The sequence below is a fragment of the Mesorhizobium sp. P170090 genome, from assembly GCF_057786115.1.
The window spans coordinates 2,257,206-2,279,496 of sequence record NZ_JBYNWH010000001.1 but is presented as its reverse complement, the minus strand read 5'-3'; the positions used below and the strand labels follow the sequence as shown (position 1 = coordinate 2,279,496).

At 64.0% G+C, this 22,291-nt stretch carries 21 protein-coding genes, 1 tRNA gene and 2 pseudogenes; 10 read left to right on the top strand and 14 right to left on the bottom strand.

The window, feature by feature from the left end:
• Nucleotides 1-69 precede the first annotated feature (69 nt).
• Genes AC3EML_RS10790 through AC3EML_RS10775 form a run of 4 tightly spaced genes read right to left on the bottom strand, consistent with a single transcriptional unit; the run spans nucleotide 70 to nucleotide 4,758 of the window.
• Nucleotides 70-1,062: an ABC transporter permease subunit gene (locus AC3EML_RS10790; RefSeq protein ID WP_023701287.1), complete on the bottom strand. Its 993-nt coding sequence runs from the start codon at nucleotides 1,060-1,062 to the stop codon at nucleotides 70-72.
• Nucleotides 1,059-2,555: a sugar ABC transporter ATP-binding protein gene (locus AC3EML_RS10785; RefSeq protein WP_050588083.1), complete on the bottom strand. Its 1,497-nt coding sequence runs from the start codon at nucleotides 2,553-2,555 to the stop codon at nucleotides 1,059-1,061. Before AC3EML_RS10785 ends, AC3EML_RS10790 begins: the two co-directional genes overlap by 4 nt.
• 44 nt (nucleotides 2,556-2,599) lie before the next feature.
• Entirely contained in the window at nucleotides 2,600-3,979 is a 1,380-nt protein-coding gene (locus AC3EML_RS10780) for an FGGY-family carbohydrate kinase (protein WP_352521128.1), read from the bottom strand.
• The gene (locus tag AC3EML_RS10775) at nucleotides 3,976-4,758 is read right to left on the bottom strand and encodes a DeoR/GlpR family DNA-binding transcription regulator (protein WP_023701285.1); all 783 of its coding nucleotides are present in this window, start codon (nucleotides 4,756-4,758) and stop codon (nucleotides 3,976-3,978) included. Before AC3EML_RS10775 ends, AC3EML_RS10780 begins: the two co-directional genes overlap by 4 nt.
• 193 nt (nucleotides 4,759-4,951) lie before the next feature.
• On the opposite strand from AC3EML_RS10775, the gene AC3EML_RS10770 reads away from it, so the two are divergent.
• The 3 genes from AC3EML_RS10770 to AC3EML_RS10760 are packed head-to-tail and all read left to right on the top strand — an operon-like array spanning nucleotide 4,952 to nucleotide 8,116.
• Nucleotides 4,952-5,995, top strand: a complete 1,044-nt coding sequence (locus AC3EML_RS10770; RefSeq protein WP_352521127.1) for a class II aldolase/adducin family protein — start codon at nucleotides 4,952-4,954, stop codon at nucleotides 5,993-5,995.
• On the top strand, nucleotides 5,979-7,268 hold the full coding sequence (locus AC3EML_RS10765) for an FGGY-family carbohydrate kinase (RefSeq protein WP_352521126.1): 1,290 nt from the start codon (nucleotides 5,979-5,981) through the stop codon (nucleotides 7,266-7,268). Before AC3EML_RS10770 ends, AC3EML_RS10765 begins: the two co-directional genes overlap by 17 nt.
• Entirely contained in the window at nucleotides 7,265-8,116 is an 852-nt protein-coding gene (locus tag AC3EML_RS10760) for a TIGR01459 family HAD-type hydrolase (RefSeq protein WP_023681854.1), read from the top strand. The genes AC3EML_RS10765 and AC3EML_RS10760 overlap by 4 nt, the downstream gene beginning before the upstream one ends.
• 74 nt (nucleotides 8,117-8,190) lie before the next feature.
• Here the strand turns inward: AC3EML_RS10760 and AC3EML_RS10755 are convergent, their stop codons facing one another.
• Genes AC3EML_RS10755 through AC3EML_RS10740 form a run of 4 tightly spaced genes read right to left on the bottom strand, consistent with a single transcriptional unit; the run spans nucleotide 8,191 to nucleotide 12,115 of the window.
• Complete coding sequence (locus AC3EML_RS10755; protein WP_023723357.1) at nucleotides 8,191-9,372, bottom strand: hypothetical protein; 1,182 nt, start codon at nucleotides 9,370-9,372, stop codon at nucleotides 8,191-8,193.
• Between the two features lie 21 nt (nucleotides 9,373-9,393).
• A complete protein-coding gene (locus AC3EML_RS10750) occupies nucleotides 9,394-10,404 on the bottom strand; it encodes a succinylglutamate desuccinylase/aspartoacylase family protein (RefSeq protein ID WP_023710143.1) in 1,011 nt (336 codons plus the stop codon).
• A 2-nt stretch (nucleotides 10,405-10,406) separates the two neighbouring features.
• Nucleotides 10,407-10,751 carry a RidA family protein gene (locus AC3EML_RS10745; RefSeq protein WP_023670576.1) on the bottom strand — a complete coding sequence of 115 codons (345 nt, stop codon included), beginning with the start codon at nucleotides 10,749-10,751 and terminating at the stop codon, nucleotides 10,407-10,409.
• A gap of 38 nt (nucleotides 10,752-10,789) precedes the next feature.
• Nucleotides 10,790-12,115, bottom strand: coding sequence for an alanine racemase (locus AC3EML_RS10740; RefSeq protein WP_352521124.1), 1,326 nt, complete (start codon nucleotides 12,113-12,115; stop codon nucleotides 10,790-10,792).
• Nucleotides 12,116-12,186: 71 nt separating this feature from the next.
• Here AC3EML_RS10740 and AC3EML_RS10735 point away from each other — a divergent pair, with 71 nt between their 5' ends.
• Nucleotides 12,187-13,128, top strand: coding sequence for an amidohydrolase family protein (locus AC3EML_RS10735; protein ID WP_352521123.1), 942 nt, complete (start codon nucleotides 12,187-12,189; stop codon nucleotides 13,126-13,128).
• Here the strand turns inward: AC3EML_RS10735 and AC3EML_RS10730 are convergent.
• Genes AC3EML_RS10730 through AC3EML_RS10715 form a run of 4 tightly spaced genes read right to left on the bottom strand, consistent with a single transcriptional unit; the run spans nucleotide 13,102 to nucleotide 17,611 of the window.
• On the bottom strand, nucleotides 13,102-14,073 hold the full coding sequence (locus AC3EML_RS10730; protein ID WP_352521122.1) for an ABC transporter permease: 972 nt from the start codon (nucleotides 14,071-14,073) through the stop codon (nucleotides 13,102-13,104). The genes AC3EML_RS10735 and AC3EML_RS10730 overlap by 27 nt on opposite strands.
• Nucleotides 14,070-15,035 carry an ABC transporter permease gene (locus AC3EML_RS10725; RefSeq protein ID WP_352521121.1) on the bottom strand — a complete coding sequence of 322 codons (966 nt, stop codon included), beginning with the start codon at nucleotides 15,033-15,035 and terminating at the stop codon, nucleotides 14,070-14,072. The genes AC3EML_RS10730 and AC3EML_RS10725 overlap by 4 nt, the downstream gene beginning before the upstream one ends.
• Nucleotides 15,032-16,531 (bottom strand): sugar ABC transporter ATP-binding protein, encoded by a 1,500-nt coding sequence (locus AC3EML_RS10720; RefSeq protein WP_352521120.1) that lies wholly within the window; start codon nucleotides 16,529-16,531, stop codon nucleotides 15,032-15,034. The genes AC3EML_RS10725 and AC3EML_RS10720 overlap by 4 nt, the downstream gene beginning before the upstream one ends.
• A gap of 27 nt (nucleotides 16,532-16,558) precedes the next feature.
• Nucleotides 16,559-17,611, bottom strand: coding sequence for an ABC transporter substrate-binding protein (locus AC3EML_RS10715; RefSeq protein ID WP_352521119.1), 1,053 nt, complete (start codon nucleotides 17,609-17,611; stop codon nucleotides 16,559-16,561).
• Nucleotides 17,612-17,840: 229 nt separating this feature from the next.
• Between AC3EML_RS10715 and AC3EML_RS10710 the strand changes: the two genes are divergently transcribed.
• The 6 genes and pseudogenes from AC3EML_RS10710 (at nucleotide 17,841) to AC3EML_RS10685 (ending at nucleotide 21,262) form a co-directional block, all read left to right on the top strand.
• On the top strand, nucleotides 17,841-18,647 hold the full coding sequence (locus AC3EML_RS10710) for an IclR family transcriptional regulator (protein ID WP_352521118.1): 807 nt from the start codon (nucleotides 17,841-17,843) through the stop codon (nucleotides 18,645-18,647).
• A 1,092-nt stretch (nucleotides 18,648-19,739) separates the two neighbouring features.
• Nucleotides 19,740-20,039: a hypothetical protein gene (locus AC3EML_RS10705; RefSeq protein ID WP_156939228.1), complete on the top strand. Its 300-nt coding sequence runs from the start codon at nucleotides 19,740-19,742 to the stop codon at nucleotides 20,037-20,039.
• Between the two features lie 92 nt (nucleotides 20,040-20,131).
• Nucleotides 20,132-20,449 (top strand): hypothetical protein, encoded by a 318-nt coding sequence (locus AC3EML_RS10700; RefSeq protein WP_031195897.1) that lies wholly within the window; start codon nucleotides 20,132-20,134, stop codon nucleotides 20,447-20,449.
• A 68-nt stretch (nucleotides 20,450-20,517) separates the two neighbouring features.
• A pseudogene (locus AC3EML_RS10695) lies at nucleotides 20,518-20,631 on the top strand (SDR family NAD(P)-dependent oxidoreductase); the annotation flags it as partial.
• A 181-nt stretch (nucleotides 20,632-20,812) separates the two neighbouring features.
• Nucleotides 20,813-20,941 (top strand): annotated as a pseudogene (locus tag AC3EML_RS10690) (glutathione-dependent formaldehyde dehydrogenase); the annotation flags it as partial.
• Nucleotides 20,942-21,007: 66 nt separating this feature from the next.
• Nucleotides 21,008-21,262 (top strand): hypothetical protein, encoded by a 255-nt coding sequence (locus AC3EML_RS10685; RefSeq protein WP_023740474.1) that lies wholly within the window; start codon nucleotides 21,008-21,010, stop codon nucleotides 21,260-21,262.
• A gap of 144 nt (nucleotides 21,263-21,406) precedes the next feature.
• On the opposite strand, the gene AC3EML_RS10680 is transcribed toward AC3EML_RS10685, so the two are convergent.
• Together AC3EML_RS10680 and AC3EML_RS10675 are read right to left on the bottom strand one after the other, a co-directional pair.
• Nucleotides 21,407-21,483: transfer RNA gene (locus tag AC3EML_RS10680), tRNA-His, on the bottom strand.
• A 346-nt stretch (nucleotides 21,484-21,829) separates the two neighbouring features.
• Nucleotides 21,830-22,288: a phasin gene (locus AC3EML_RS10675; RefSeq protein ID WP_023834051.1), complete on the bottom strand. Its 459-nt coding sequence runs from the start codon at nucleotides 22,286-22,288 to the stop codon at nucleotides 21,830-21,832.
• Between the last annotated feature and the right edge of the window lie 3 nt (nucleotides 22,289-22,291).

Genomic DNA, 22,291 nt, shown 5'->3' with positions numbered 1-22,291 from the left:
CTCCAATTGCCCCGCGCCTCTCACGGTGCGTTACACAAACCGGTCGTTTACGCCGGCGACCAAGGTCAATCACGTTCTCGCTCCTGCCTGGAGCCTGTAGCGGTCGAGGGCGACTGCCACGATGATGACCAATCCCTTGATGATGTACTGCCAGATGTCCGAGACACCGGCCAAGATGAGCCCGTTGGATAGCACCGCTATGATCAGGCCACCGATCAGCGTACCCCAGATCGAGCCGACGCCGCCGACGAAGCTGGTGCCGCCGAGAATGACCGCGGCAATGGCGTCGAGTTCGTAAGACTGCCCAAGCTGCAGCCCGTTGGCCGCATAGAGCCGGGCCGCTGACATGGCGCCGCCAAGGCCGGCCAGCAGGCCGGAAACGCCATAGACAAAGAGCAGCACCAGCGGCACCTTGATGCCGGTCAGCCGCGCCGCTTCGGCATTGCCGCCAACGGCATAGATCCAGGTGCCGAGCACGGTGCGCTTGAGCACCAGCCAGGACAGCACCACGATCGACAAGGCGATGATGACCAGCCACGGAATGCCGAACAGCGAACCGTTGCCGATGAAGTCGAACGGCAGGTCCGAGTTGAACACCGTGGTGTCCTGGCCGAGCAGGCGGGCGACGCCGCGCACAGCGGTCAGCGACCCCAGCGTGACGATGAAGGGCGGCAGTCTGATATAGGCGATCAGCAGCCCGTTGATGACGCCGAAGCCGAGGCCGACGAGAATGGCCGCCGGCACGCCCAGCAGTCCCCAATCGGGCACCAGCGACACCATCACCGCCACCATCGCCGAGGCGGCAAGTATCGAGCCGACGGACAGGTCGATCCCGCCGGTCAGGATGACGAAGGTCATGCCCGCTGCCAGCACGATGTTGATCGACGATTGCTGCATGACGATCAGCAAATTGGTCTGGGTGAAGAAGCGCGCGTTCATCAACTGGAAGCCGACCGCCAGCAGGATCAGGATCGGCAGCATGCCAAGGGCGGCGAAGGCGGTGCGCAACCGCCGGCTCCTGCCGACAACCTGGCCACTGATCTCGGTCGCCTTGTCGGTCATCCCTTGGCCGCTCCCGTTGCAAGTTCCATGATTGCTTCCTGGCGCAGCGGCTGGTCTTTGGACGCCGTAACCTCGCCGGCAATCGTGCCGTCGCGCATTACCAGCACGCGGTCGGCAACGCCGATCACCTCCGGCAGTTCGCTGGAGATCATCAGGATGGCGATGCCCTTTTTGGCGAGATTGTCGATCAGCCGGTAGATTTCCGACTTCGCTCCGACATCGACGCCGCGCGTCGGTTCATCCAGGATGACCACTTGCGGCTCGGTCTCGAGCAGGCGGGCAAGCAACACTTTCTGCTGGTTGCCGCCCGACAGCGAACCGGCATTGGCCTGTACCGACCTGGTGCGGATGGAGAGATCCGAAACGGCCGTGGCAGCACGTCTCTCGGCGGCTTTGAAATCCCGCAAGCCGCCGGGCCGCGCATCCCTGGCCAGCACGCCCATGCTGATGTTGTCGGATATCGACATGTCGAGGAACAGGCCGAGCTCCTTGCGGTCCTCGGTGAGATAGGCGATGCCGGCATTCAGTGCCTCGCTTGGCGAGCCGATGGTTACGGGCTTGCCGTCGAGTTCCAGCGTGCCGGCGATGCGTCTGTCGGCACCGAAGATCAGTCGCGCGAGTTCGGTGCGGCCCGAGCCGACAAGGCCAGCCAAAGCCAGCACCTCGCCCTTATACAGTTCGAAGGAGCAGTTCTTCAGGAGATTGCCGTCCGCCATGCCGCGCACCGACAAGGCGACCGCGCGCTTGTTGTCCGGCGGGCGATGATCCTTCCTGTAAAAAGCGGACAGGTCGCGGCCAACCATCATCGAGACGAGGCGCGAGGCGTTCAGCTCGGCGCGCTCGAGTGTGCCGACATAGCCGCTGTCGCGCAGCACGCTGACACGGTCGGCCAACTGGTAGACCTCTTCCATGCGGTGGCTGATGTAGATGATGGCGATGCCTTGCGACTTCAGCGTCGCGATGACCTCGAACAGACGGTCGGTCTCGCGTGAGGTCAGCGAGGTGGTTGGCTCGTCCATGACGATGATGCGCGCGCTGGTCGAAAGCGCGCGGGCGATTTCGACCAGCTGACGCTCGCCGAGCGACAGGCTGGAAACCTGGGCCCGTGCGGAGAAGGACACGCCGAGACGCTTGATGATCTCATTGCTGCGCCGGTAGCATTGGTCGCGGTCGACGATGCCGAAACGCCTCGGCTCATTGCCGAGGAAGATGTTCTGCGCGACCGTCAGGTTGGGCGCCAGCGACAGTTCCTGATAGATAACCGCAATGCCGTGAGCCCGCGCCTTGATCGGGTCGCCGGTGGCGACCGGCACGCCGTCAATCAGTATCTCGCCGCCGGCATCAGGCCGATAGGCGCCGGACAGCACCTTCATCAAAGTCGACTTGCCAGCACCGTTTTCACCCATCAGCGCATGGACTTCGCCGGCATGGACGGTCAGCGACACGTCCTGCAAGGCGCGGACTGGCCCGAACGTCTTCGAGATGTGCCGCATTTCCAGCACTGGCTGGCGCGTGACTTCGGCCTGAGCAGCGACGATCACCGTGCGCCTCCCGCTGCCGCGCGGGGGATGCCCTGCTCGCCGATGAGGCCACGCCATGTGTCGCGATATCGGGCAAGTCCGGTGAAGCTTGCGGCACGCACGGGCTCCGGCACTTCCGCGGCAAATTCGCGGCCGACGGTCTCGAAGGCCAGCGCCGCCGCCCCGGTGGCGCTGCCCTCCAGTGTGGCCCCTTGCAGGAAGGCCTGGCTGGGACGCAGTTGCGCCACTAGCCCGGCGAGCAGGCCGCCAGCGTTCAGTCCGCCATCGACGATCACGGTGTTATCCGAATGGATCTGGTCGAGGCAGAGGTCGACCATCAGCGCGACGTAGAGCAGCGCCACGGCTGCGCGTTCCTCGGCGCTTGGCATGCGGCCGACCAATTTGCCGGCGCGGCCGGGCATTGGGCCGCCCGGCGCGAAGCTCGGCAGCGCCATGCTGCCGGCGTTGATCACCCGCTGCACTGTCGCCGGCGCGATCGCGCCTTGCCAGCCGTCGCTGATCGTGGCGAATTCGCGCCCGCCCATAAAGCGGATGGTCGGCACAGGGCCGCCGTCGACATCGACATTGACCAGCATGTCGCGTTGGCCATCGAGCGCGTCGAGCAGGCAATCCGGATTAAGCACGACCACCCAGGTGCCGGTCGAGACGACGGTGACCGGGCCAAGCTCCTGCCGGCGATAGGCATGGAGCGCGGCATTGCTGTCATGGACACCATTGTGGATCGCGATCCGCCGCTTCGTATCGCCGAGGCGTTGCTCGCCGACAACCGAGCCCGCCCGCTCGAAAGCGGGCATCCGGTCGCGCCAGCCCTCAATGTCGACCAGCGAACTGAAGTCGCGCTTGCGCGGCGCCCATAAATGCGAGTGGCAGCCGAGATAGGACACTTCCGAGACCGCCCGGCCGCCAAACCGCCAGCTCCAGTATTGTGGATAGCCGAGGATCGATTTCGCGGCCGTGAATGCACCGGGTTGCACCCCCTGTAGCCACAGCATGTGGCGACCGTAGTTGAAGCCGAGCGGCAATCGCGGCGAGAAGGTCTCGGTGAAATCCGGAACGAGGCGATCAATTTGCGCGGCAATATCAGCCGGCGGCTCTTGCTCGTAATCGAGTATCGGATGCGTCAGCGCCGCCTCGTCGATCAGGGCAAAGGTGCAGCCATGGCCCGACACCATCACGCCCTCTACGCCATGGATGTCGGCGGCCTCGCTAACGGCGCGAACCGCCCAATCGTGAAGTGCTGCCTCATCAAGCACGCTGAAGCCATCTTTGCGCATCCAGTTCGGCCGGGTCCGGCGCTCGTCGACGATGCGCCCGTCCTGAGCGAAGACGAACAGCTTCGAATTGGTCTTGCCGAAATCGAGGACGGCCATCTTCACTGGATGGCTCCCGAAGCCGAAGCGATGCGCACCATGACGCCCGCGTCTTCCAGCATGCGCGCGTCGACGTCGGACAGGCCGTCATCGGTCACCAGCGTGCCGATGCGCGACAAGGGCAGCGCGATGTTACGGGCGTGGATCGACAGTTTACGGCTGTCGGCCAGCACCACGATCTGGTCGGCACACAGGCTGAGATCGGCGATGGAGCGGACCAGCAGCGGGTGCGATTCCAGCACGCCCTCCTGGCCAAGGCCTTGGGCGCCGAGAAAGAACTTCGACGCGTAGAACGGCTCAGCCTGGGTCGGTGAATGGATGATGCCCGGCTCACGATGCAGATCGCCGCCGGCAACGGTCAGGCTGCAATGGCCGTGGTCGCTCAGATAGGCCGCGAGCGGCATCGAATTGGTATAGAGACGGATGCTGCGCTCGGCGAGCTTGACCCCGAGGTGGAAGCAGGTCGAACCGCCATGCACGATGACCGCATCGCCGTCGCGCACCATCGTGGCCGCGAGAGCGGCGATCTGCCGCTTGGCCTCGACCGCGAGGTCGCGGTTCTCGTCATAGGGCCTGGCATAGGCAACACCCGCCTGTGAAGCGCCGTCGAGCGCCGAGATGCCGCCATAGACCTTCCGTGCTTCACCGGCCTCGTCGATCTTGTCGATGTCGCGCCGCACTGTCGCCGCCGACACGCCGAGCTGCTCCTGCAGTTCGCGCACCGACGCGAAGGGGCGATCCCGTAGCAACTCGACGATCTGACGCTGGCGGCCGGAGTCGCTCAATCGTTTTTCCTCCCAGGAGCCGTTTTTGCCACGGCGTTTGACGTAACTTACTCAGCATCTTTCCGATTGCAAGAACCTTTGATGAAATTAGATCACTATTGACGTAAGTCGCTCGCATCTGCGATACACATCAGCATCCCACGATGGGTATCCGAAGCTGCGAAGCTGACGGAGCTGACAGAGGAATTGCGCGATGGCGACCTATGCGGATGCGCAGGAAATGGCTGCCTTGCGGGCGCTTTCGGCCAGCATCGGGCGCAATCCAAACCTGACCCAGGCCGCCGGCGGCAACACCTCGCTGAAAGCCGGCGACACGCTGTGGATCAAGGCTTCCGGCACATGGCTGAAGGATGCGCTCTCCGAAGATATCATGGTGCCGGTGGCGATGGCGCCGCTGCTCAGGGCTGTCGAACAGCGCGACAGCGCCGCCGACCAGCCGCAGATCTTCGCCATCGAGACGCTCAACGCCCGGAACCTGCGCCCTTCGATTGAAACCACCGTTCACGCGCTGATGCCGCAGCGCGTCGTCCTGCATGTCCATTGCGTCGAAACCATTTCGCTGGCGGTACAGGCCAATTGCGAGGTGGAAGCCGCCAGACGCCTTGATGGTCTCAAATGGGCGTATGTTCCTTATTTCCGGCCAGGCCTGCCGCTTGCCCAGGGTATTGCCGAGCGGCTTCAGGCTGGGGTCGACGTGCTGATCCTTGCCAATCATGGGCTGGTCGTCGCGGCCGATACCGTCGCCGAGGCCGAAGTGCTGCTGCGCCGCGTCACGCTGCTTCTGGCGCGGCCGGCGCGCCAGGTGGCGGAACCGGATGTTGCGGCATTGGCGGCGCTGGCCGGGAAAACCGGTTACAGGCTGCCGGCGGAAATCGAGGCGCACGCGGTCGCCATCGATCCCGAAAGCCGCCGCATGGCGTCCGGGGGCAGCCTCTACCCCGATCACGTCATCTTTCTGGGTCGGGGGTCGGTGGTGGCAAAGCCCGGTGAGGATGTGCCGCGCGTCATCGAGCGGTGCGGTACAAACCCCGTGGCGATCCTGTTTCCCGGGCTGGGCGTGCTGATGCGCGGCGATGCCAGTGCGGGCGCCGACGCCATGCAACGCTGCCTTGCCGACGTGACGGCACGCATCGACATTGCAGCGCGGCTGAACTACCTCACCGCCGCCGAGAACGACGAACTGGTCAACTGGGACGCCGAGAAGTATCGCCAGAAACTCAATGCCGCCAGCCGCTGACACGCCGCTTGCCATAGGCATCGACATCGGCACGTCCGGCGCGCGCGCGGTCGCCATGCGTCCGGATTTTTCCATTGCCGCGCGTTCCGCCGTTTCGCTCGAGTTGTTTGGCCGGAATGCCCGCGACCCTGCAGTGTGGTGGTCAGCGGTCGGCGCAGCGCTGGCGGAACTGCTTTCGGGCATCGACCGAACAGCGGTCCGGTCGATCGCTGTTGACGGCACTTCAGGTACGTTGCTGCCGGTCGACGGCGCCGGGCGGCCGCTGGCCGAGCCGCTGATGTACAACGATACGGTCGCCGACAACGCCATTCTGGTCGCGATCGCTCGCGAAGCCCCAGCGACCAGTGCCGCACTTGGGGCGACGTCCGGTCTCGCCAAGGCGCTCTGGTTCCAGCGCACGCCCGGTGTTGCCGCGGTGCTGCATCAGGCGGACTGGATCGCGGGACAATTCTCCGGTCGCTTCGATGTCAGCGACGAGAACAATGCCTTGAAAACCGGTTACGACATCACGGCCCGCTGCTGGCCGGACTGGATTGCGGCCACCGAAATGCGCATGGAGTTGCTGCCCGGTATCGCCAGGCCGGGCGATGTCGTCGGCAAACTCACCGCGGGTGCCGCGGATATGTTCGGCTTACCGCGCGAAATCGCCGTCGTCGCCGGAACGACCGATGGCTGCGCCTCGTTCCTGGCGACAGGTGCCGCGGCAATAGGCGACGGCGTCACCGCGCTGGGGTCGTCGTTGACCGTCAAGATCCTGTCCGACCGGCCTATCTCGGCGCCACGCTTCGGCATCTACAGCCATCGGCTTGGAGATGTCTGGCTGGCGGGCGGCGCATCGAACTCCGGCGGCAAGGTGCTGACACAGCATTTCCCTCTGGCGCGCATCGTCGAGCTGAGCATGGCGATCGACCCGATGACCGAGACCGGCCTCGACTACTATCCTCTTGCCACTGCAGGCGAACGCTTTCCGATCGCCGATCCGGCACTGCCGCCGCGTCTTGTGCCGCGACCGGTGGAGGACGCCGACTATCTGAAAGCCATGTTGGAGGGTATCGCCGCGATCGAGGCGCTCGGCTATGACAGGCTCGCCGAGCTCGGCGCTCCGCAGCTGACGTCGGTCAGAAGCGTCGGCGGCGGTGCGGCGAATGCCGCCTGGACGGCGATCCGGCAGCGCAGACTTGGTGTTGATTTCCTGCCGGCGCTTTCGCACGAAGCCGCCGCCGGCACAGCGCGGCTGGCGCTGATGGGCGCAAGCGCGGCGGGGCTTCTATGAGCGCGAAAACAGTCGAACACCTCAACGGCGTCAACCAGCTGGCCGAGCGCTATGATTTTTTCCTGCTCGATCAGTTCGGCGTGCTGCATGACGGCGCCAGCCCCTATCCAGGGGCAGTGGAAGCACTGTCGGCGCTGAAGCGCGCCGGCAAGACCATTGTGCTGATCTCGAACTCCGGCAAGCGGGCGGGGCCTAACGAGAGCCGGCTGCTAAAGCTCGGCTTCGAACCGGGAAGCTGGGACCATTTTGTTTCTTCCGGCGAGGTCGCGTGGGAGTTCTTCCACGACATGGCGGTATCCGGAAAGCTACTGCCAAACACGAAATGCCTGTTGATAAGCCGCGACGATGACCGCTCGGCGATCGAAGGTCTGCCCTTCGCATTGACCAAGGACGGTGACGATGCCGGGCTGGTGCTGATTTCGGCCAGCGAGGGCGACCGCTACGATCTTGAGCACTATCGCCGGCTTCTTGCGCCGGCTGCGGTGCGGCAGGTGCCATGCTTTTGCACCAACCCTGACAAGATCATGCTGACGGCAGTGGGGCCGCGCTTCGGCGCCGGCCGGCTGGCGGATCTCTACGAGGACCTCGGTGGTAGCGTCACGCGTATCGGCAAGCCTTACCCCACCATATTCGGCGCTGCGCTAGCGGTGGCAGGCAATCCAGACCGCAGCACTGTGGTCTGCGTCGGCGACAGCGTCGAACACGACATCGCCGGCGGACTTGCTGCCGGCGTGGCCACGGTGCTGGTTCTGTCAGGAATATTGGCGGACACACCTGACCTGTTCGACCTGTTCGACACGATGGACGCCTACCCGGATTACACCATGGATGGCTTCAGGTTTCGCTGATTTGATTAACCCGGCAGCGCTCGCGCCCGAATCCGGCCTCAACGCCTCGTGGCCACGAGCATTGGCCGGCTGGCTCAAGACTGCCGAACAGCGCGGATCCAGTCGAGCCGCGCGGCTGGAATGAGGCCGTAATTGTAGAAATTGACGCCGTCCACACCGGGCGCCAGCGCCGGCTTCACCTTGGCCGCGAGGATGTCGGGGCGGGCCATTTCCGGATAGAACAGCCGGTAGCCGGCGCCGAGGAATTTGTCCGCGCCCAGTGCCGCACGGCCGGCCGCCATCAGGCTGGCGACATCGCCGGCCTGCATGTCGTAGGCGCACAGGATCGCCCCGTCGCAGACCTTGCCCAGCGCTGCCAGATCGCAACCGCCAAGCCAGCCGTCTTTCAGATCGATAATGACGACCCGCGTCGTGGGATCGGCTACCTCGCGCAGTTCGGCGACCAGGCTGGTCACTGGCTCGAATCGCCACAAGAGATAGGCATGGAGCTCCGGCCACGGCGCAAAGGCGTCGAGGCCGCAGGCGGGGAAATCGGGAAAGCGCCGCTCAGGCACCGCACGCTCGCAGGTCTCGACGATCCATTGCCTGGTGAGCTTGCGCGCCGCCTCGGCATCGATGCCGGCTTTTGCCGCACGGGCGACGCAGGACGGACAGAAGCACAGAGACAAAAGAAAATCGTCTTCCGGCGTCAGCCCGACACCGTCCTTCTCGTGATGGTATTCATGGGCAAAGCCCATGAAGGACGGGCTTTCAAGTTCTATCCGGTCCGGCCGATAGCTGTGCGAGATGTCGGCGATCAGCGCGCGGACATAGGCGCGCGCATCGGGATGGGACGGGCAGAGATTGTAGTAGTTGGCATCGCCGAAGGCGTTGCGGGTGACGGCCTGCGGATGCAGCATGCCCAGGCGGGTGTTGTGCAGGCAGACCGTCCAGCACGAAACGGCTAGCCCGCCCGCGTCGCGACGGCGGATGAGCTGACCGAGCACGTCGCCGCCCTCGGTGATCACGTCAGCCACCTTGGGTTGGATGGCTAGACTTCCCCAGCGCGCAGCGGTCGGCTTGAAATAGATGGTGCCGTCCTCAGGGAAATAGGCCTTGCGGCCCGGACTGCGCGGCTGCAGGAAGCGCCCGGCATGATAGGATGTCGCCAGGCTGATCATGTTGAGCCCGGCGCGCCCGACAAGATCACGTTCGACCGTCTCCAGGCCGAGATCCTGGATGTCCCAGGGATAGGTCCACATGGACAGTTGCTGCATGGAATATCCTCTGCCTTTGGCTCAGCCGTCGACCGGCTCTGCGACTTGCATTAGGCAGTCGCCCGCCTCACACATCGTGTGCAGCCGGCGCGACAGCACCAAGCCGCTTTCGGCGAAATGTAGGGCCTCCTCGGCAACATCGAGCCGCTCGAGATCGTGGTACCAGCCGGCCAATTGTCCTGAAGTGACACTGTCGCCGAGCCTGGCGGCGGGCTCGAACCAGCCGCGGCGGGTGGCATAGAGGCCCTGGCTGTGCCTGGACAGGGACAGCAGCCTTGTCGGCGCCGAAGGCTTTTCGCCAGCGCCAAGAACCGGCGCGCCGACCACACCCATTGCTATCATCAGACGGTCGAGTGCGCGGGCCGTGATCGCCATCGAATCGACCGTTGCGGTGCCACCGCCGCCGAACTCACCGCTGACGCCGACGGCGCCGGCGCGGCGCGCTGCGCCCATCGAGGTTGGCGAGGCCTGGCCGTTGTCAGCGATAAAGCCGTAGGGCATGCCGAGCGTGCGCATCAGCTCGACGCCGCGCCGGTGGCGCTCGGGATCGGCGTTGCGTTCGACCAGCGCGGTCGGCAGATGCTCCATCGACGTGCCGCCCGAATGGATATCGAAGACGACGTCGTGACGGGGGAACAGCTCCGTCTCAAGGAAATTGGCGAGCCGGCTTGTCGGCGTTCCCGAGGGGTCGCCGGGAAAGGCCCGGTTGAGATTGCCGCCGTCGAGGGGCGAGCAGCGCTTGGAGGCCATCACCGCAGGGGCGTTGGCCATCGGCATGATGGTGATGCGGCCCTTGATCCGCTTCGGATCGAGCCGGCGCGCCAGTTTTGCCAGCGACAGCTCGCCCTCGTATTCGTCGCCGTGATTGCCGGCCATCAAAAGCAGTGACGGGCCGTCGCCATTGCGGATGAGGCAGATCGGCACCTTGACCTGAAAGTAGGGCGAGCGATCGATCGAGAACGGAATGCTTAGATGGCTGAGCGTCTTGCCGTCGCGGTCGAAATCGAGCGTGTGGGCGAGGCCGGTGTGCATGGTCAGACCGCCGCGACCGCGGTGATTTCGATGCGCAGATCAGGGTCGGCAAGCCGCGCCTCGACGCAGGCCCGCGCCGGCAGGCGGGCAGGATCGATCCAGGCATCGTAGATGCTGTTCATGGCCTCGAAATCACCGATCTGCGGCAGGAAGATGTTGACCGCCACCAACTTCGACTTGCTGCTGCCGGCCTCGACCAGCAGCGCCTCGACTTTGGCAAGCACGTCGCTGGTCTGGCCTTCGATGCCGGCCTTGCGATCGTTGGCCACCTGGCCGGCTATGTGAACGAGGCCGCCATAGACGACTGCCTGCGACATGCGCGAGCCGGACTGAAAATACTTGATCATATCGGATCCTTTCGAGGTTCTCTTTTTCGGGGATCTGGTCAGCCGAACCAGGTGGGGAAAGCGTGGCGGACGTGGCCGGTCGCGTCGACCCCGAAGATCACGCGATAACGGTCGAGGCAGGTGCAGGGGTGCGAGATGCCGAATTCGATGACGTCGCCGACGGCGATGTCGTCGCTCGGCGCAATCGACAGGAAGGCATGCTGGTCGTTGAGCTTGACCACCTCGGCGCGCGCGATGGGCATCGGCGACGGCTTCCCGGCGCGGAAGACCGTGAGCAGCGTTGGAAATCCCTGGTCGAACGACACGTCGCGCATCCCCATGCCGCAGATGATGAGGCCGGGCTCAGGCCGCGACAGCACTTCGGCCCACAGGCGTAGCGCAGGGCGAAAGGAATGCCGCGCCGAAGCGCTGATGCCGCCTATGGCAAAACCCTTGCGGGCATCGAGGGCGCCGAGCGAACGGTCATAGGTGCCGTGGTCGTGGAAGAAGATGGCGCCACTGCGCAGCACCAGCGTTGCGTTGCCGTCGCTGAAAACCACCGGCGAAAGTGCTTCAACCACTCTGTCGAAGAAGGCGGAGCCGCCGGCTGTGACGATCAGCGGTGCGTCGCCGCCGACGCGGGCACGCAGCCGCAGGAACATGTCGGCGGTCATTGCCAGCAGGCCGGATATCACCTCATCGGTGCGACCGGGCTCGGGTTGCGCCGCCGCCCCTTCATAGGTCGTAACGCCGGCGATCAGCAGCCGCCCGCCGGCAGCCGTGATCGCATCGGCGATGGCCTCGGCTTGCGCGGTGGTGCGGGCGCCCGCCCTGCCCGCACCAAGTTCGACCAGCACATGCAAAGGCGGCAGTGCCGCATTGGCGCGCCAAGCCTCGGAAAGCGCGTTCACGGCGTCGACCGAGTCGGCAAAGACATAGAGCTCGGCATCCGGCCAGGCACCAGCAAGCACGGCCAGCCGGTTGGCGCCGCCGGCTCCGCCAACCTCATTGGCGATGATCAGCCGTGTCAAGCCGGCCTTCAGCATCACTGTCGCTTGCCTGATGTCGGCGACCGTCGTGCCCCATGCGCCGGCCTCGACCAGCGACCGGGCAAGGTCGGGCGCCATCGGCGTCTTGGCATGCGGAGCGATCTCAACATTGTGTTCGCGCGCATAGCGCAGGAACAGGTCGCGATTGGCGGAGAAGGCCGCCTCGTGGAGGGTCAGCACCGGAAGCGCCATGCGTCCATCGGCGGGATGCCAGTGCTCGGCCGCGACAAGGCTGCTGTCAAGCCCGGTTGTGCCGGGAGGCACGCCGCGGATGCGGTCGTCGAGCTGAAAATTTTCGTGCACCGAAAGGGCTGGAACCGGTGAGTTTTCAGTCATCCGATGCTAACCCTTTCACCGTCGCAGAACGAAGCCAGAATCGATCGCCGGTCACAGCCTGAGAGAGATACGTGCCAGAACCTTACGCCGGACCGATCATCGACGCCCATCATCATCTTTGGGATCTCAGCCTGGGACGGCATCCCTGGCTCGGCGCCACGGCCGGCGAGCGCGGCGGCCTGGGCGAGCTTGGCCCCTTGCGGCGGAACTATCTGCCCGGGGATTATGCGCGCGATGCCATAGGGCATAATGTCGTCGCCACCCTCCATGTCGAAGCCGGCTGGGCGAGTGGCGACTGCATCGGAGAAACGCGCTGGCTTGAAGCACTCGACAAATCGCGCGGCGTCGCCGCCCGCTATGTCGTTCACGTGCCGCTCGCCGATCGCCAGGCGCCGGCGCTGATCGAAGCGCAAGCCGCGTTCGAGCGTGTCGCCGGCGTGCGCGACATATTGAGCTGGGATCCCGACCCTGCCCGCCGTTTTGCGGCCCGTGACGGCATCATGGACGATCCGGCCTGGCGCGCCGGGCTTGCCTTGCTTGGCCAGCATCGGCTGGCCTTCGACATGATGGTGTTTCCGCGCCAGCTCGCCGACGCGGGGCTGCTTGCCAGGGCCTTCCCCGATCAGCAATTCGTGCTCAACCATTGCGGTAGCCCGATCGACCGCGACGCCGATGGCATGCAGGTGTGGCGCGACGGGCTGCGGCTTCTGTCGCAATGCGACAACGTCGCCATCAAAATATCGGATCTGGTCGCCTACGATCATGACTGGACGCTCGACAGCCTGAAGCCCGTCGTCCTGCATTGCATCGATTGTTTCGGCACCGGTCGCGCCATGTTCGGCAGCGACTTTCCGGTCGCCGGCCTGCATGCCTCGTTCGATGACATATATGACGGCTTCAAAACCATCACAGCGGACTTTTCGGCCGACGAGCAGACGGCGCTGTTCTTCGGCAACGCAAGGCGCATCTATCGGCTCGACGATGTGTCATCGGCGCGCCTGCTCCCGGCCTGAGAGCAGCAGCAGGCCGAGGATCAGCGAGCCGAACAGGATGCTGCGCCAGCCGGGCGATGCGTTGACGACGGTGATCAGCGCGGTGATGGTGACCAGCAGGATGGCGCCGGGGATGGTGCCGGCATAGGTGCCAAGCCCGCCGAGGATCGAGGTGCCACCGAGGACCACGGCGGCAATCGAGGCGAGCAGATAGGGATCGCCGATGCCGACATAGCCCTGTCCGTTCATGCCCAACACGAGCACGCCGGCAAGTCCCGAGCAGAAGCCGCTGATGCCGTAGACCGCAAGCGTCGTGGACGTGACCGGAACACCGGACAGCGCCGCGGCAAGCGGGTTGGCGCCCATGGCAAAAATCCGGGCGCCGAGCGATGTCGCATGCATCGTGGTCAGCACGATCGCCGAGACGACCACCCACAACAATACGCCAGCGGGAATGCCGGCCGGCCGGCCATTGCCGAGCCAGTGGACCAGCGGGTTCTCGGCGGTCACGGCGCTGCCGCCGGCGATGATGATCAACAGACCCTGCAAGAATGTCGCCATGGCCAATGTCATGATCATCGGGTGGACGCGCAGCAAAGCGACGCCGAGCCCGTTGACCAGGCCGATTGCCGTGGTCAGCACCAGAACGGCAAGAATGGCGGTGATGCCGGTCGGATCCACCTGCCACGACAGCAGCGGCAGGCTGACGGCGCTGACCGTGACGATGGCCGCGACGGAAAGGTCGATGCCGCCGGCGATCACCACAAAAGTCTGGCCCGCGGCAACCAGGCCGATGGCGGCGCCGAGCTCCACCAGATAGCGCAGATGGCCATAAGCGCCGAAGCCGCGCGAAACGAAGCTCGCCACGATCCAGACCGCGGCAACGATGGCAACGGTGAGAAACGGCCGGCTGCGCAGGACCGTCAGGGCGCGTTTGCCGCCCGCGCTGTCATTCCATGCTGTCATTGCTGTGCCTTGCGGAATTGCGGGATGGCGACCGCGCCGATGATGATCAGGCCCTGGGCCACATATTGTGCGACCGGCGTGAAGCCGAGGAAGAACATGACGCTGATCATCAGGCTGAGCAGCAGGCTGCCGGCAAGCGCGCCGCGCATCGTGCCCTGGCCGCCGAGGAAGCCGATGCCGCCGAGCACCGCAGCGGCAATCGAGTTCAGGGTAAAGGCGGCGCCGATGACCGGGTCGCCCGAACCGGTCTGTGCGGCGACGAACAAGCCGGCGCCGGTGGAGAGCAGACCGCTGATCGCATAGGCCGCAATGCGCGCGCCGTCGACCGGCACGCCGGAGCGATAGGCGCCGACCGGATTCTCGCCGGCGGCATAGAGGCTCAAGCCAAGCGGCGTGGCGAGATAGAGCTTCCACAGGAGAATGATGACCACCAGCAGCACGAATGCCGCCGGTGTGTTGCCGGCAAGCAGGTCGGACAGCCACGCCGGGATTGCGCCGCCGGGCCGCGGCAGGATCAGCAGGGCGGCGCCGCCGATGATGAAGGACCCGGCAAGCGTCACCACGATCGCCGGCAGGCGAAGCCGTACCACGACGAAGCCGGTCGCCGCCCCGATGCCGAGGCCCGTCAGCGCCACCGCGGCAGTGCCCCCCGCGACGCCCAGCTGCCCGGCCATCGTCGTCGCGGCGATGACCGCGCCCAAGCTGACCGTCGCGCCGATGGCCAGGCTGATGCCGCCGGTGAGCATCAGGATGGCCTGCGCCATGGCAACCAGAGCCAATGGAAACCAGCTCTGGGTGAATTTGGCGAAGCCGGACGCCGTGAACAGACCCGGAAAGAGGACGCCATAGGCGATGAGAAACACCAGGACGACGGCAAACAGGCTGCGCACGCCGACATTGCGACGCAGCTGCACCGGCCAGTAGAGCGCATCGGTCTGCCGGGCGGAGGAAGATGTGTTCATGCCGCAACCTTCCGCTGTTCGGCGCCCATCGCGGCGGAGACGATGGCTTCCTCGCTCAGCGCTCCACGCGCCAGCATGGCGACGATGCGGCCTTCGCGGACGATGGCTACACGGTCGCAAAGGTGCACGAGTTCGGGCGTGTCGGAACTGAGCAGCACGACCGCCTTGCCGGCGGCGGCGAAATTGCGAAGCATCATGTAGATCTCACGTTTTGTTTCGACGTCGACGCCGCGCGTCGGATCGTTGAGCAGAAGCACCAGCGGGTCGTGCGGCATCCATTTCGCCAGCGCCACCTTCTGCTGGTTGCCGCCCGATAGAGCCTGCGCCGCCCGCCCGAGGTGGCCCTTGATGCCGAGTTGGGCGGCAAGGCTTTTGGCCGTCTCGCGCTCTGCGCGGCGGCTGCGCAGCTTCAGCGCCGGCAGCCTGGCAAAGGCGGGCAGCATCATGTTGGTGATGATGGGATGGATCAGGTGCAGGCCCTCGCGCTTGCGATCCGCGGGCACATAGGCCAGCCCCAGCGCGTTGGCTTTCGGCACGCCGCCGGGCAGGCCGGAGGCGCCGTTGACGGTCGCCGACGCCGTCCGTGCCGGAATGGCGCCGTAGAGACCGAGCAGCAGATCTTCCTGCCCTTGCCCGACCAGGCCGCCAATGCCAAGCACTTCGCCCGTTTTGATATCCAGATCGACGTCGCGCATCAGGCCGGCCGCAAGATTTCGGACAGAGATAGCGTTGGCAGGCAAACTGGAAGGCTGCCATTGCGGAAAAAGATCACCGGGATCGCGGCCGACCATCAGCCGAACCAACCCGGCGGCGTCGGTGCCTTCCAGGGTGCGGTCGGCCGTGCAGGTGCCGTCCTTCAGAACGGTGACGTGCTGGCACAGCGCCATGACTTCGTTCAGTCGGTGCGAGATGTAGAGAATGGCGATGCCTTCGCCGCGCAACCGCTGCAGCAGATCGGTGAGGATTTTGGTTTCGGTTGCCGATAGCGACGATGTCGGTTCGTCGAGAATGAGCACGCGCGGCCGGCGGTAGAGCGCCTTGGCGATCTCCACCATTTGGCGGCGGCCGAGCGACAGATGCCCGACCGGCGTCGACAGCGGCTCGTGCAGCCCGACAAGTTCGCATGCGGTCCTCGCCCGCGCAGCGAGTTCGCGGTAGTCAATCAGGCCGAACCGTTTGGGATAGGCGCCGAGACCAATATTTTCGGCGATGGAAAGACTGGCCGTCAGGCTGAGTTCCTGCTGGACGACGGCGATGCCGGCCTGCCGCGCAACAGCCGGCGTCATGCGTGAGACCGCGCGTCCATCGACCTCGATCGTCCCGCCATCCGGTCTCAAGGCGCCGGACAAAAGGTTGATCAAGGTCGACTTTCCGGCGCCGTTCTCGCCGAGCAGCGCATGCACGCGGCCCGGCTGGAGAGCGATTGAAACGTCGCGCAGGACGGGGTTGCCGAAGAAAGACTTCGACACACCCCGCGCCGCGAGCAGCGGAGCCATGGTTGTCAACGCTACAACCCTTCAGGCTTATTTCTGAGCCAGCAGCTTCTTGAACAGCTCCTCATCGTAAGGAGAAAAGATGTAGCCGTCAGCCGGGAAGTCCTTGGCCCGGGCGAGGTATTCGTCGATGTTGGAATTGTCGATTACCGGCAGCGGAATCTTGACGAAAGCCGGCACATCCTTGCCTTCCAGCGCCTGGACGGCAGTGTAGGTGGCGAAGGCGCCGAGCCAGTTCGGCTGCATCGTCGCCCAGCTCTTCAAGCCCTTTTCTTTCCAGAGTTCCAAAAACTGCCGGGCGTTCTCACCGGTGATCGGCACCTGTTCACGGCCCTGCTTGTCGAGGGCCAGCACGGCGCCTGCCGACAGAGCGCCGCCGAGCGACAGGATGCCGTCGATCTCGGGGTTGGCGAAGAGGAGGCTGGTGACGGCTTCCTGTGCCGGCGCGACGTTGTAGGGCGTGTTGGTCTCGGCAAGCACCGTCACGTCGGGATGGGCCTTGAGCTCAACGTCGGCGCCTTTGCGCCTGTCATCGCTGACCGAAACCCCGGCGGGGCCATTGAGGATCAGGATCTTGCCCTTGCCGCCGATGGCGTCGATCAGGAACTTGGCGGCCTGGTCGCCCCATTGCGAAGAATCGGTGTTGACCTTGGCGGTGACCTTGTCGGTGTCGACGAGGCTGTCGAAGTTGATGATGGCGATGCCCTTGGCGCAGGCGTCGGCCAGAACGCGTGCCGGTGCGGTCGACGAACCGGCGATCAGGATGATGGCGTCGACATCGGAATCGATCATCGACTGAATCTGCTGGATCTGGACGTTGGCATCGCCCTGAGCGTCGGTGACGACGAGCTTGTCGACCAGTCCCTGCTTCTTCAGGGTCTCGACTTCGGCTTCGATCGTGCCTTGGGTCTGCTTCATCCAGGTCGGCACGGAATAGATGTTGGCCCAGCCGATCGTGTACGGCGCCTTGCGGTCGCCCTTGATGCAGTTGGCGGCGGCATTGGCCTGCGAGGCGACGCCAAAGCTCAGCACGAGACCGAGGCAAAGCGCGCTGGCGGATGCGAAAAACGGTGATTTCATCATGACTGTTCCCTTCAGAGGTTGTGGCCTCGACGTGCAGAACAAGGGCGAGGAAACCCGTCGGTCGCCGGGTCTTGGAAACCGTGTGTCCTCTCGGGATTTGTCTGCGTCAGGCTCGTTAGTTTGTCTGGTATTTCAGACAATGTGTCTGTATATCGGACAAATTGGATGCTAGACCGAGCCTTGACATCTTTCAAGCGCCTTGAGACGAGAACCGAAATGATTTTGGCGGATGGTCATGAGCGACGGCACTAACGATGCGATCGGGAAGGAAGCCGGCGCGGAGCCGCGCAACGGCGAACGACGACGCGGCATTGACCGCGTCATCATGCTGCTCGAGGCGTTGCTGCGGCACCGCGCGCCAATGCGCGTCGGCGACATCGCCAAAATGATCGGCGCGCCGCGTTCGACCACCTACGAGATCGTCAACAGCCTGCTCGACGCCGAAATGCTCGAAAACGTCGGCGGTGAAGGTTACGTCTATTTCGGACGCGCCATGCATCTGTTCGGCTGGGCCTACTCACATCACAATGCCCATTACCGTCGCATCATCGAGACCTTGGATAAGTTGGCCGCCGAGACAGGCGAGACGGTCCAGCTATGCGGCCTGCGTGGCAACAAATACGTCGTTCTTGACTGCCGAGATTCCCCAGGCCCGTTCCGGATCTCAAGCGATGTTGGGGTTGAGGTGCCGATCCCATGGACGGCATCCGGACGGCTGCTCCTCGGCCATATGAACGAGCAGGAGTTGAGGGATTTCATCCCATCTGGCGACTACAGGCTTCCCGACGGCCGCATCATTGCACCAGCCGAATTCTTTGCCGATGTTGCCTTGGCCTACCGGCAGGGTTTCAGCGAGACCACAGCCTTGGCCGACCGTTTCACATGGTGCATGGCGGCCCCCATCCGTGACGGCCACGGCGCCATCAAAAGGACCTTGTGTTTGGTGTTACCCGTCGACACGCCGGAGCCACGGCGCGACGAACTGCTTGCGTTGCTGCGCGAGCGCGCCCGTGGACTGTCTCTGGCGGGAGGCTGACGATCAGCCGTCGTGCCCTCAGGTTGAAGCCTCTTAAACGCACATGGATTCCGCTCTTCCCCATGGGTTCCATTTAGGGTCCGGACCTTAGTCCCATAGTCGGTGGATAAGGTCCGAACCAGGGAACACGCAACCGGAAGCCACATTAGGAGAAGACCGTCGATCAAAGTCCCTTCATCGCCGGTTGAGGATCCCGCCGCTCTTACTGTCGAGAGCGCGGCGGGATCCTTACGCGCGGAGCGAGCACATGAGATTTGTCGAGATTTTCACAGATGTGCTTACGGCCCTGCTTCTCGCTTTATTCGTGTGCGGGATATTCGCTGTTTTCGGAGGCCATCTGGTTCCTCCACGCTACGCAAAGATGGTGTTGCTGCCCCTCGATAAGATGACGACTGCATCATCTACACCCAGCTTGCCCGATTCCATCGACTTGCAAGTTCAAAAGCGCCCAGAGGTGCAAAGGTCTGCCGGCGTGACACAGCGCGCAGTCGGTCTGGAGCCGCCAGTGCCATCCAGCAAGCGGTAAGAATCAGCGGAGGTTTTGTGGCTCCCCAGCTATCAGAGAGCGCCGGCGATTATTGACAGACCCGGCTCTTGAAATTGGCTGAAATCGCCCTCCACATTTCCGCATCTGTTTGAATTGTGTTTATCAACTAGCGCGAACGCTATGGCGTAGCAGGTTGAGCTGGCGGCGTTCCTGGCTGATCCCCGCCAGTGCTTGATCGCGGCGTGGGATCCTTGTCGAGCTTGGGATTCCGGTCCACCGGTTCGCCATTCACATCGTCGGCCTTGGAGTTTGCAGGGTCCGTTTGGCCAGGATTTGGGCTGTAAGTATCTGGCGATGGAACCCGGCTGTTTTGCTGTGTCGCCGGTGTCTTAGCCTGCTCGCCATAGATTTCAGCGATCCCCCAGGCAACGAGCGCCAAGACAAGGCCTGCCAAGAGCACGCCAAGGACCGGTCGCCCCAAGCCACCCTGCCTGGCCCGCTTTTCCGGAATGTTTCTGCTCATGATCGCAACCTTGGGCTAAGAGGAGTGGCCCGCGCTCCAGGAGCGAAGACGCGGGCAGTCAAGAGCTCCGGATGTTGGCCATGTGGCGAACAGGGAACTCGCTGCACATACCGAACTCGCTGGCGCTGTTGATGTTCCCACGGAATCCAAACAGCGCGCCGCCGGGAGCCGGACTGGCAATTTGGGTTGGAGTGGCTGGAACGAGCCAGCTCAAGGTCAACGAGCGGCGGTGTGCGTAAGCGGGCATTGCGAGCCAGACTGGAACTTTGCCGAATCTGCCGCGTTGCCGACCATGGCCGACTACAACGAGACCACCAATCCGGTGCTGACCGGTTGCATGGCCCGCGTTGCCACCAGGGACATCTGTTTGAAGGCTATCTGAAATTTGCTCCTCGTTGTTGGCGATTCCGCCCGATGGAACATCCTGATCCGCTCGCGGTTGGGGAAGCCCGGGCCAGCGGCAGGAGCATCATCATGAACGTCGAACGTAACCCGGCCGAAGACAGAGGCGATATTCAGTCTGGGGTGACAGAGGACAAGACGCCGGGATTCGACCCGGCGGCGGCGCCTATGGAAACCGATGCCGAAGCAGCAGACACCTGCGCCGTGCCGGTTCCCGCAGCGACGGGCACGCCGGCTTTCGCTAATCAAGCAAGCTTCGCCAATGCGATGCGGCGGCCGGACGACGAGCGCGCCCCGGCCCCGAGTAAAAACGGCCCGGTGCTGGCCATTGTCGCGCTTGTCGTCGTTGCCGCCGTCGTGTTCGTTGTCGCCGCGATTCTGGCGCGATAGCAGATCCTGCGCTTGCGCCAAACCTCTGCCCTGCGAAGCGATCAGGGATGCGGTCGTGGCAGCAGGCGATCAGCGGCTGGAAAAACAAGCTGCAGGTTGCAGCGGCGCATGGCACGCCGGCCGGCACCCTGACCGAGCAGCATTGCGGCATGGCCGAACCCGGCTCGGCCGCCAAGGGTTGAGGCCGGATGCTCGTTCGAAGCGGGAACATTTCACATCAAGCCAAGTTCGGGCTCGCAGAGCTTGTCGTCAAGGAACAGCACATGAAGGCCCTGACATGGCACGGCAAAGGCGACATACGTTGCGAACAGGTGGCCGATCCGACGATCCAGGATGAACGCGACATCGCTGCAGAAAGTTCGGAACGGCGATATCGACCCGTCGTTCGTGATCACCCATCGGGCTGGCCTCAAGGCCGGGCCCGCACTTTACAAAACCTTCCGCGACAAGGAGGACGGCTGCATCAAAGTCGTGATGCGCCCGCACGGCTGACCGTTCTGTCCAATGGCCCGACTTTGTTGTCCGGCCGTCTGCATGCTGAAAAGGCGAGAGTTGAAAATGGCCAAGGACAAACCCGCATCGACAAACCCGGCCGCCACACCCCCGGTCAGGTCGCCTGACGCCGCCGGCCTGCCACATCCCCGTCGCGATGCTGAAGACAGCGATTCCGGCGCCAAGCCGACGGCACCCAAGACCGCCGGCGCCCAGCAAGCGTCCAGATCGCCGCTCGACAGCCGTATTGCAAATCGCAATGCCGGCCGCCCTCGTCAGGCAGGCACGACGCCTCGGCCGACCGACGAATCGCTGGAGTAAAATGAAACCTAAGCTGTGGCGCGGGTATCCGCACCGCGGCGTGTGTGCAGTCAGGGTCTTCCTGCCCTGCCGACAGCGCCATACAGGTCTTGATCTCTCGTGGACCGTCGGGATCGGCAATCAATACTTTAGCGGGAAATTCGATGGTACCGTTGGCTGGGATCGAACCAGCGACCTCCGGATCCACAATCCGGCGCTCTAACCATCTGAGCTACAACGGCACGTTCGCCTGAGCCAGATCGTGGTGAAAATTCATTCTCCGAGATCCGCTCTGTCGTTCGGCGATGCGTCCAATACGGTCTATCAGAGACTAATTCAAGGCCTTTGATAAGGCAAAGCCGGTTCTGCCAACAGGCGCCGGTTTCTTCGGCAAAAGAAAAAGGCCGGCGGGAGGAGGTGCCGGCCTTTTCCTGTTACGAGCCAGCGGGAGGAGGTGCTGGCTGGTCACCCCGGAGAGCAGAGGGAGGAGGTTCCACTCGCCGGGTATTCATTTGGACAACTCTATTGCACACCTATTTGTCTGACGAAATGCGACGTTTTGATGCATCGCAGAGTTGTGCGCAATTATTAGGCGGCCTTGATGTCCTTCAGGGCCTTCTCGAAAGCGGTCTTGACCGGCTTGGAGACGTCTTCGGCAGCCTTCGAAGCAACAGCCTGGAAGTCCTTGGCCTGCTCGACCGTGGTCTCGACGCGCTTGCGCAGGAAGGCGGTCTGCAGTTCGACCACTTCCGACAGCGACTTGGCGCCGATGAGGGCCTCGAGATGCGAGAAGCCGGCTTCGGCATTGGCGCGCAGAGCGGCGATGGTCTTGAGCGACAGGTCGCTGGAAACGGTCTTGGCAGTCTCGAAGGTCGATTCCAGGACTTTCTGGGTCTCTTCGGCGCCGGTCTTCAGCTTGGAGTAGGCTTCCTTCGACTGCTCGACGCCCTTTTCGGCGAAAGCGCGGATCTGGTCGGTTGCCTTGGAAGCGTCGAAGCTCGGGAATTCGACGCTTTCGATGGTCTCAGCGGTCTTGGCCTTGGTCATTTT

What these genes read in the sequence shown, in the direction of transcription:
- AC3EML_RS10790 (WP_023701287.1), bottom strand. Translation starts at nt 1,062, where the DNA reads ATGACCGACAAGGCGACCGAGATCAGTGGCCAGGTTGTCGGCAGGAGC.
- AC3EML_RS10785 (WP_050588083.1), bottom strand. Translation starts at nt 2,555, where the DNA reads ATGCGGCACATCTCGAAGACGTTCGGGCCAGTCCGCGCCTTGCAGGAC.
- AC3EML_RS10770 (WP_352521127.1), top strand. Translation starts at nt 4,952, where the DNA reads ATGGCGACCTATGCGGATGCGCAGGAAATGGCTGCCTTGCGGGCGCTT.
- AC3EML_RS10765 (WP_352521126.1), top strand. Translation starts at nt 5,979, where the DNA reads ATGCCGCCAGCCGCTGACACGCCGCTTGCCATAGGCATCGACATCGGC.
- AC3EML_RS10760 (WP_023681854.1), top strand. Translation starts at nt 7,265, where the DNA reads ATGAGCGCGAAAACAGTCGAACACCTCAACGGCGTCAACCAGCTGGCC.
- AC3EML_RS10755 (WP_023723357.1), bottom strand. Translation starts at nt 9,372, where the DNA reads ATGCAGCAACTGTCCATGTGGACCTATCCCTGGGACATCCAGGATCTC.
- AC3EML_RS10750 (WP_023710143.1), bottom strand. Translation starts at nt 10,404, where the DNA reads ATGCACACCGGCCTCGCCCACACGCTCGATTTCGACCGCGACGGCAAG.
- AC3EML_RS10745 (WP_023670576.1), bottom strand. Translation starts at nt 10,751, where the DNA reads ATGATCAAGTATTTTCAGTCCGGCTCGCGCATGTCGCAGGCAGTCGTC.
- AC3EML_RS10740 (WP_352521124.1), bottom strand. Translation starts at nt 12,115, where the DNA reads ATGACTGAAAACTCACCGGTTCCAGCCCTTTCGGTGCACGAAAATTTT.
- AC3EML_RS10730 (WP_352521122.1), bottom strand. Translation starts at nt 14,073, where the DNA reads ATGACAGCATGGAATGACAGCGCGGGCGGCAAACGCGCCCTGACGGTC.
- AC3EML_RS10725 (WP_352521121.1), bottom strand. Translation starts at nt 15,035, where the DNA reads ATGAACACATCTTCCTCCGCCCGGCAGACCGATGCGCTCTACTGGCCG.
- AC3EML_RS10720 (WP_352521120.1), bottom strand. Translation starts at nt 16,531, where the DNA reads ATGGCTCCGCTGCTCGCGGCGCGGGGTGTGTCGAAGTCTTTCTTCGGC.
- AC3EML_RS10715 (WP_352521119.1), bottom strand. Translation starts at nt 17,611, where the DNA reads ATGATGAAATCACCGTTTTTCGCATCCGCCAGCGCGCTTTGCCTCGGT.
- AC3EML_RS10710 (WP_352521118.1), top strand. Translation starts at nt 17,841, where the DNA reads ATGGTCATGAGCGACGGCACTAACGATGCGATCGGGAAGGAAGCCGGC.
- AC3EML_RS10700 (WP_031195897.1), top strand. Translation starts at nt 20,132, where the DNA reads ATGAACGTCGAACGTAACCCGGCCGAAGACAGAGGCGATATTCAGTCT.
- AC3EML_RS10685 (WP_023740474.1), top strand. Translation starts at nt 21,008, where the DNA reads ATGGCCAAGGACAAACCCGCATCGACAAACCCGGCCGCCACACCCCCG.
- AC3EML_RS10675 (WP_023834051.1), bottom strand. Translation starts at nt 22,288, where the DNA reads ATGACCAAGGCCAAGACCGCTGAGACCATCGAAAGCGTCGAATTCCCG.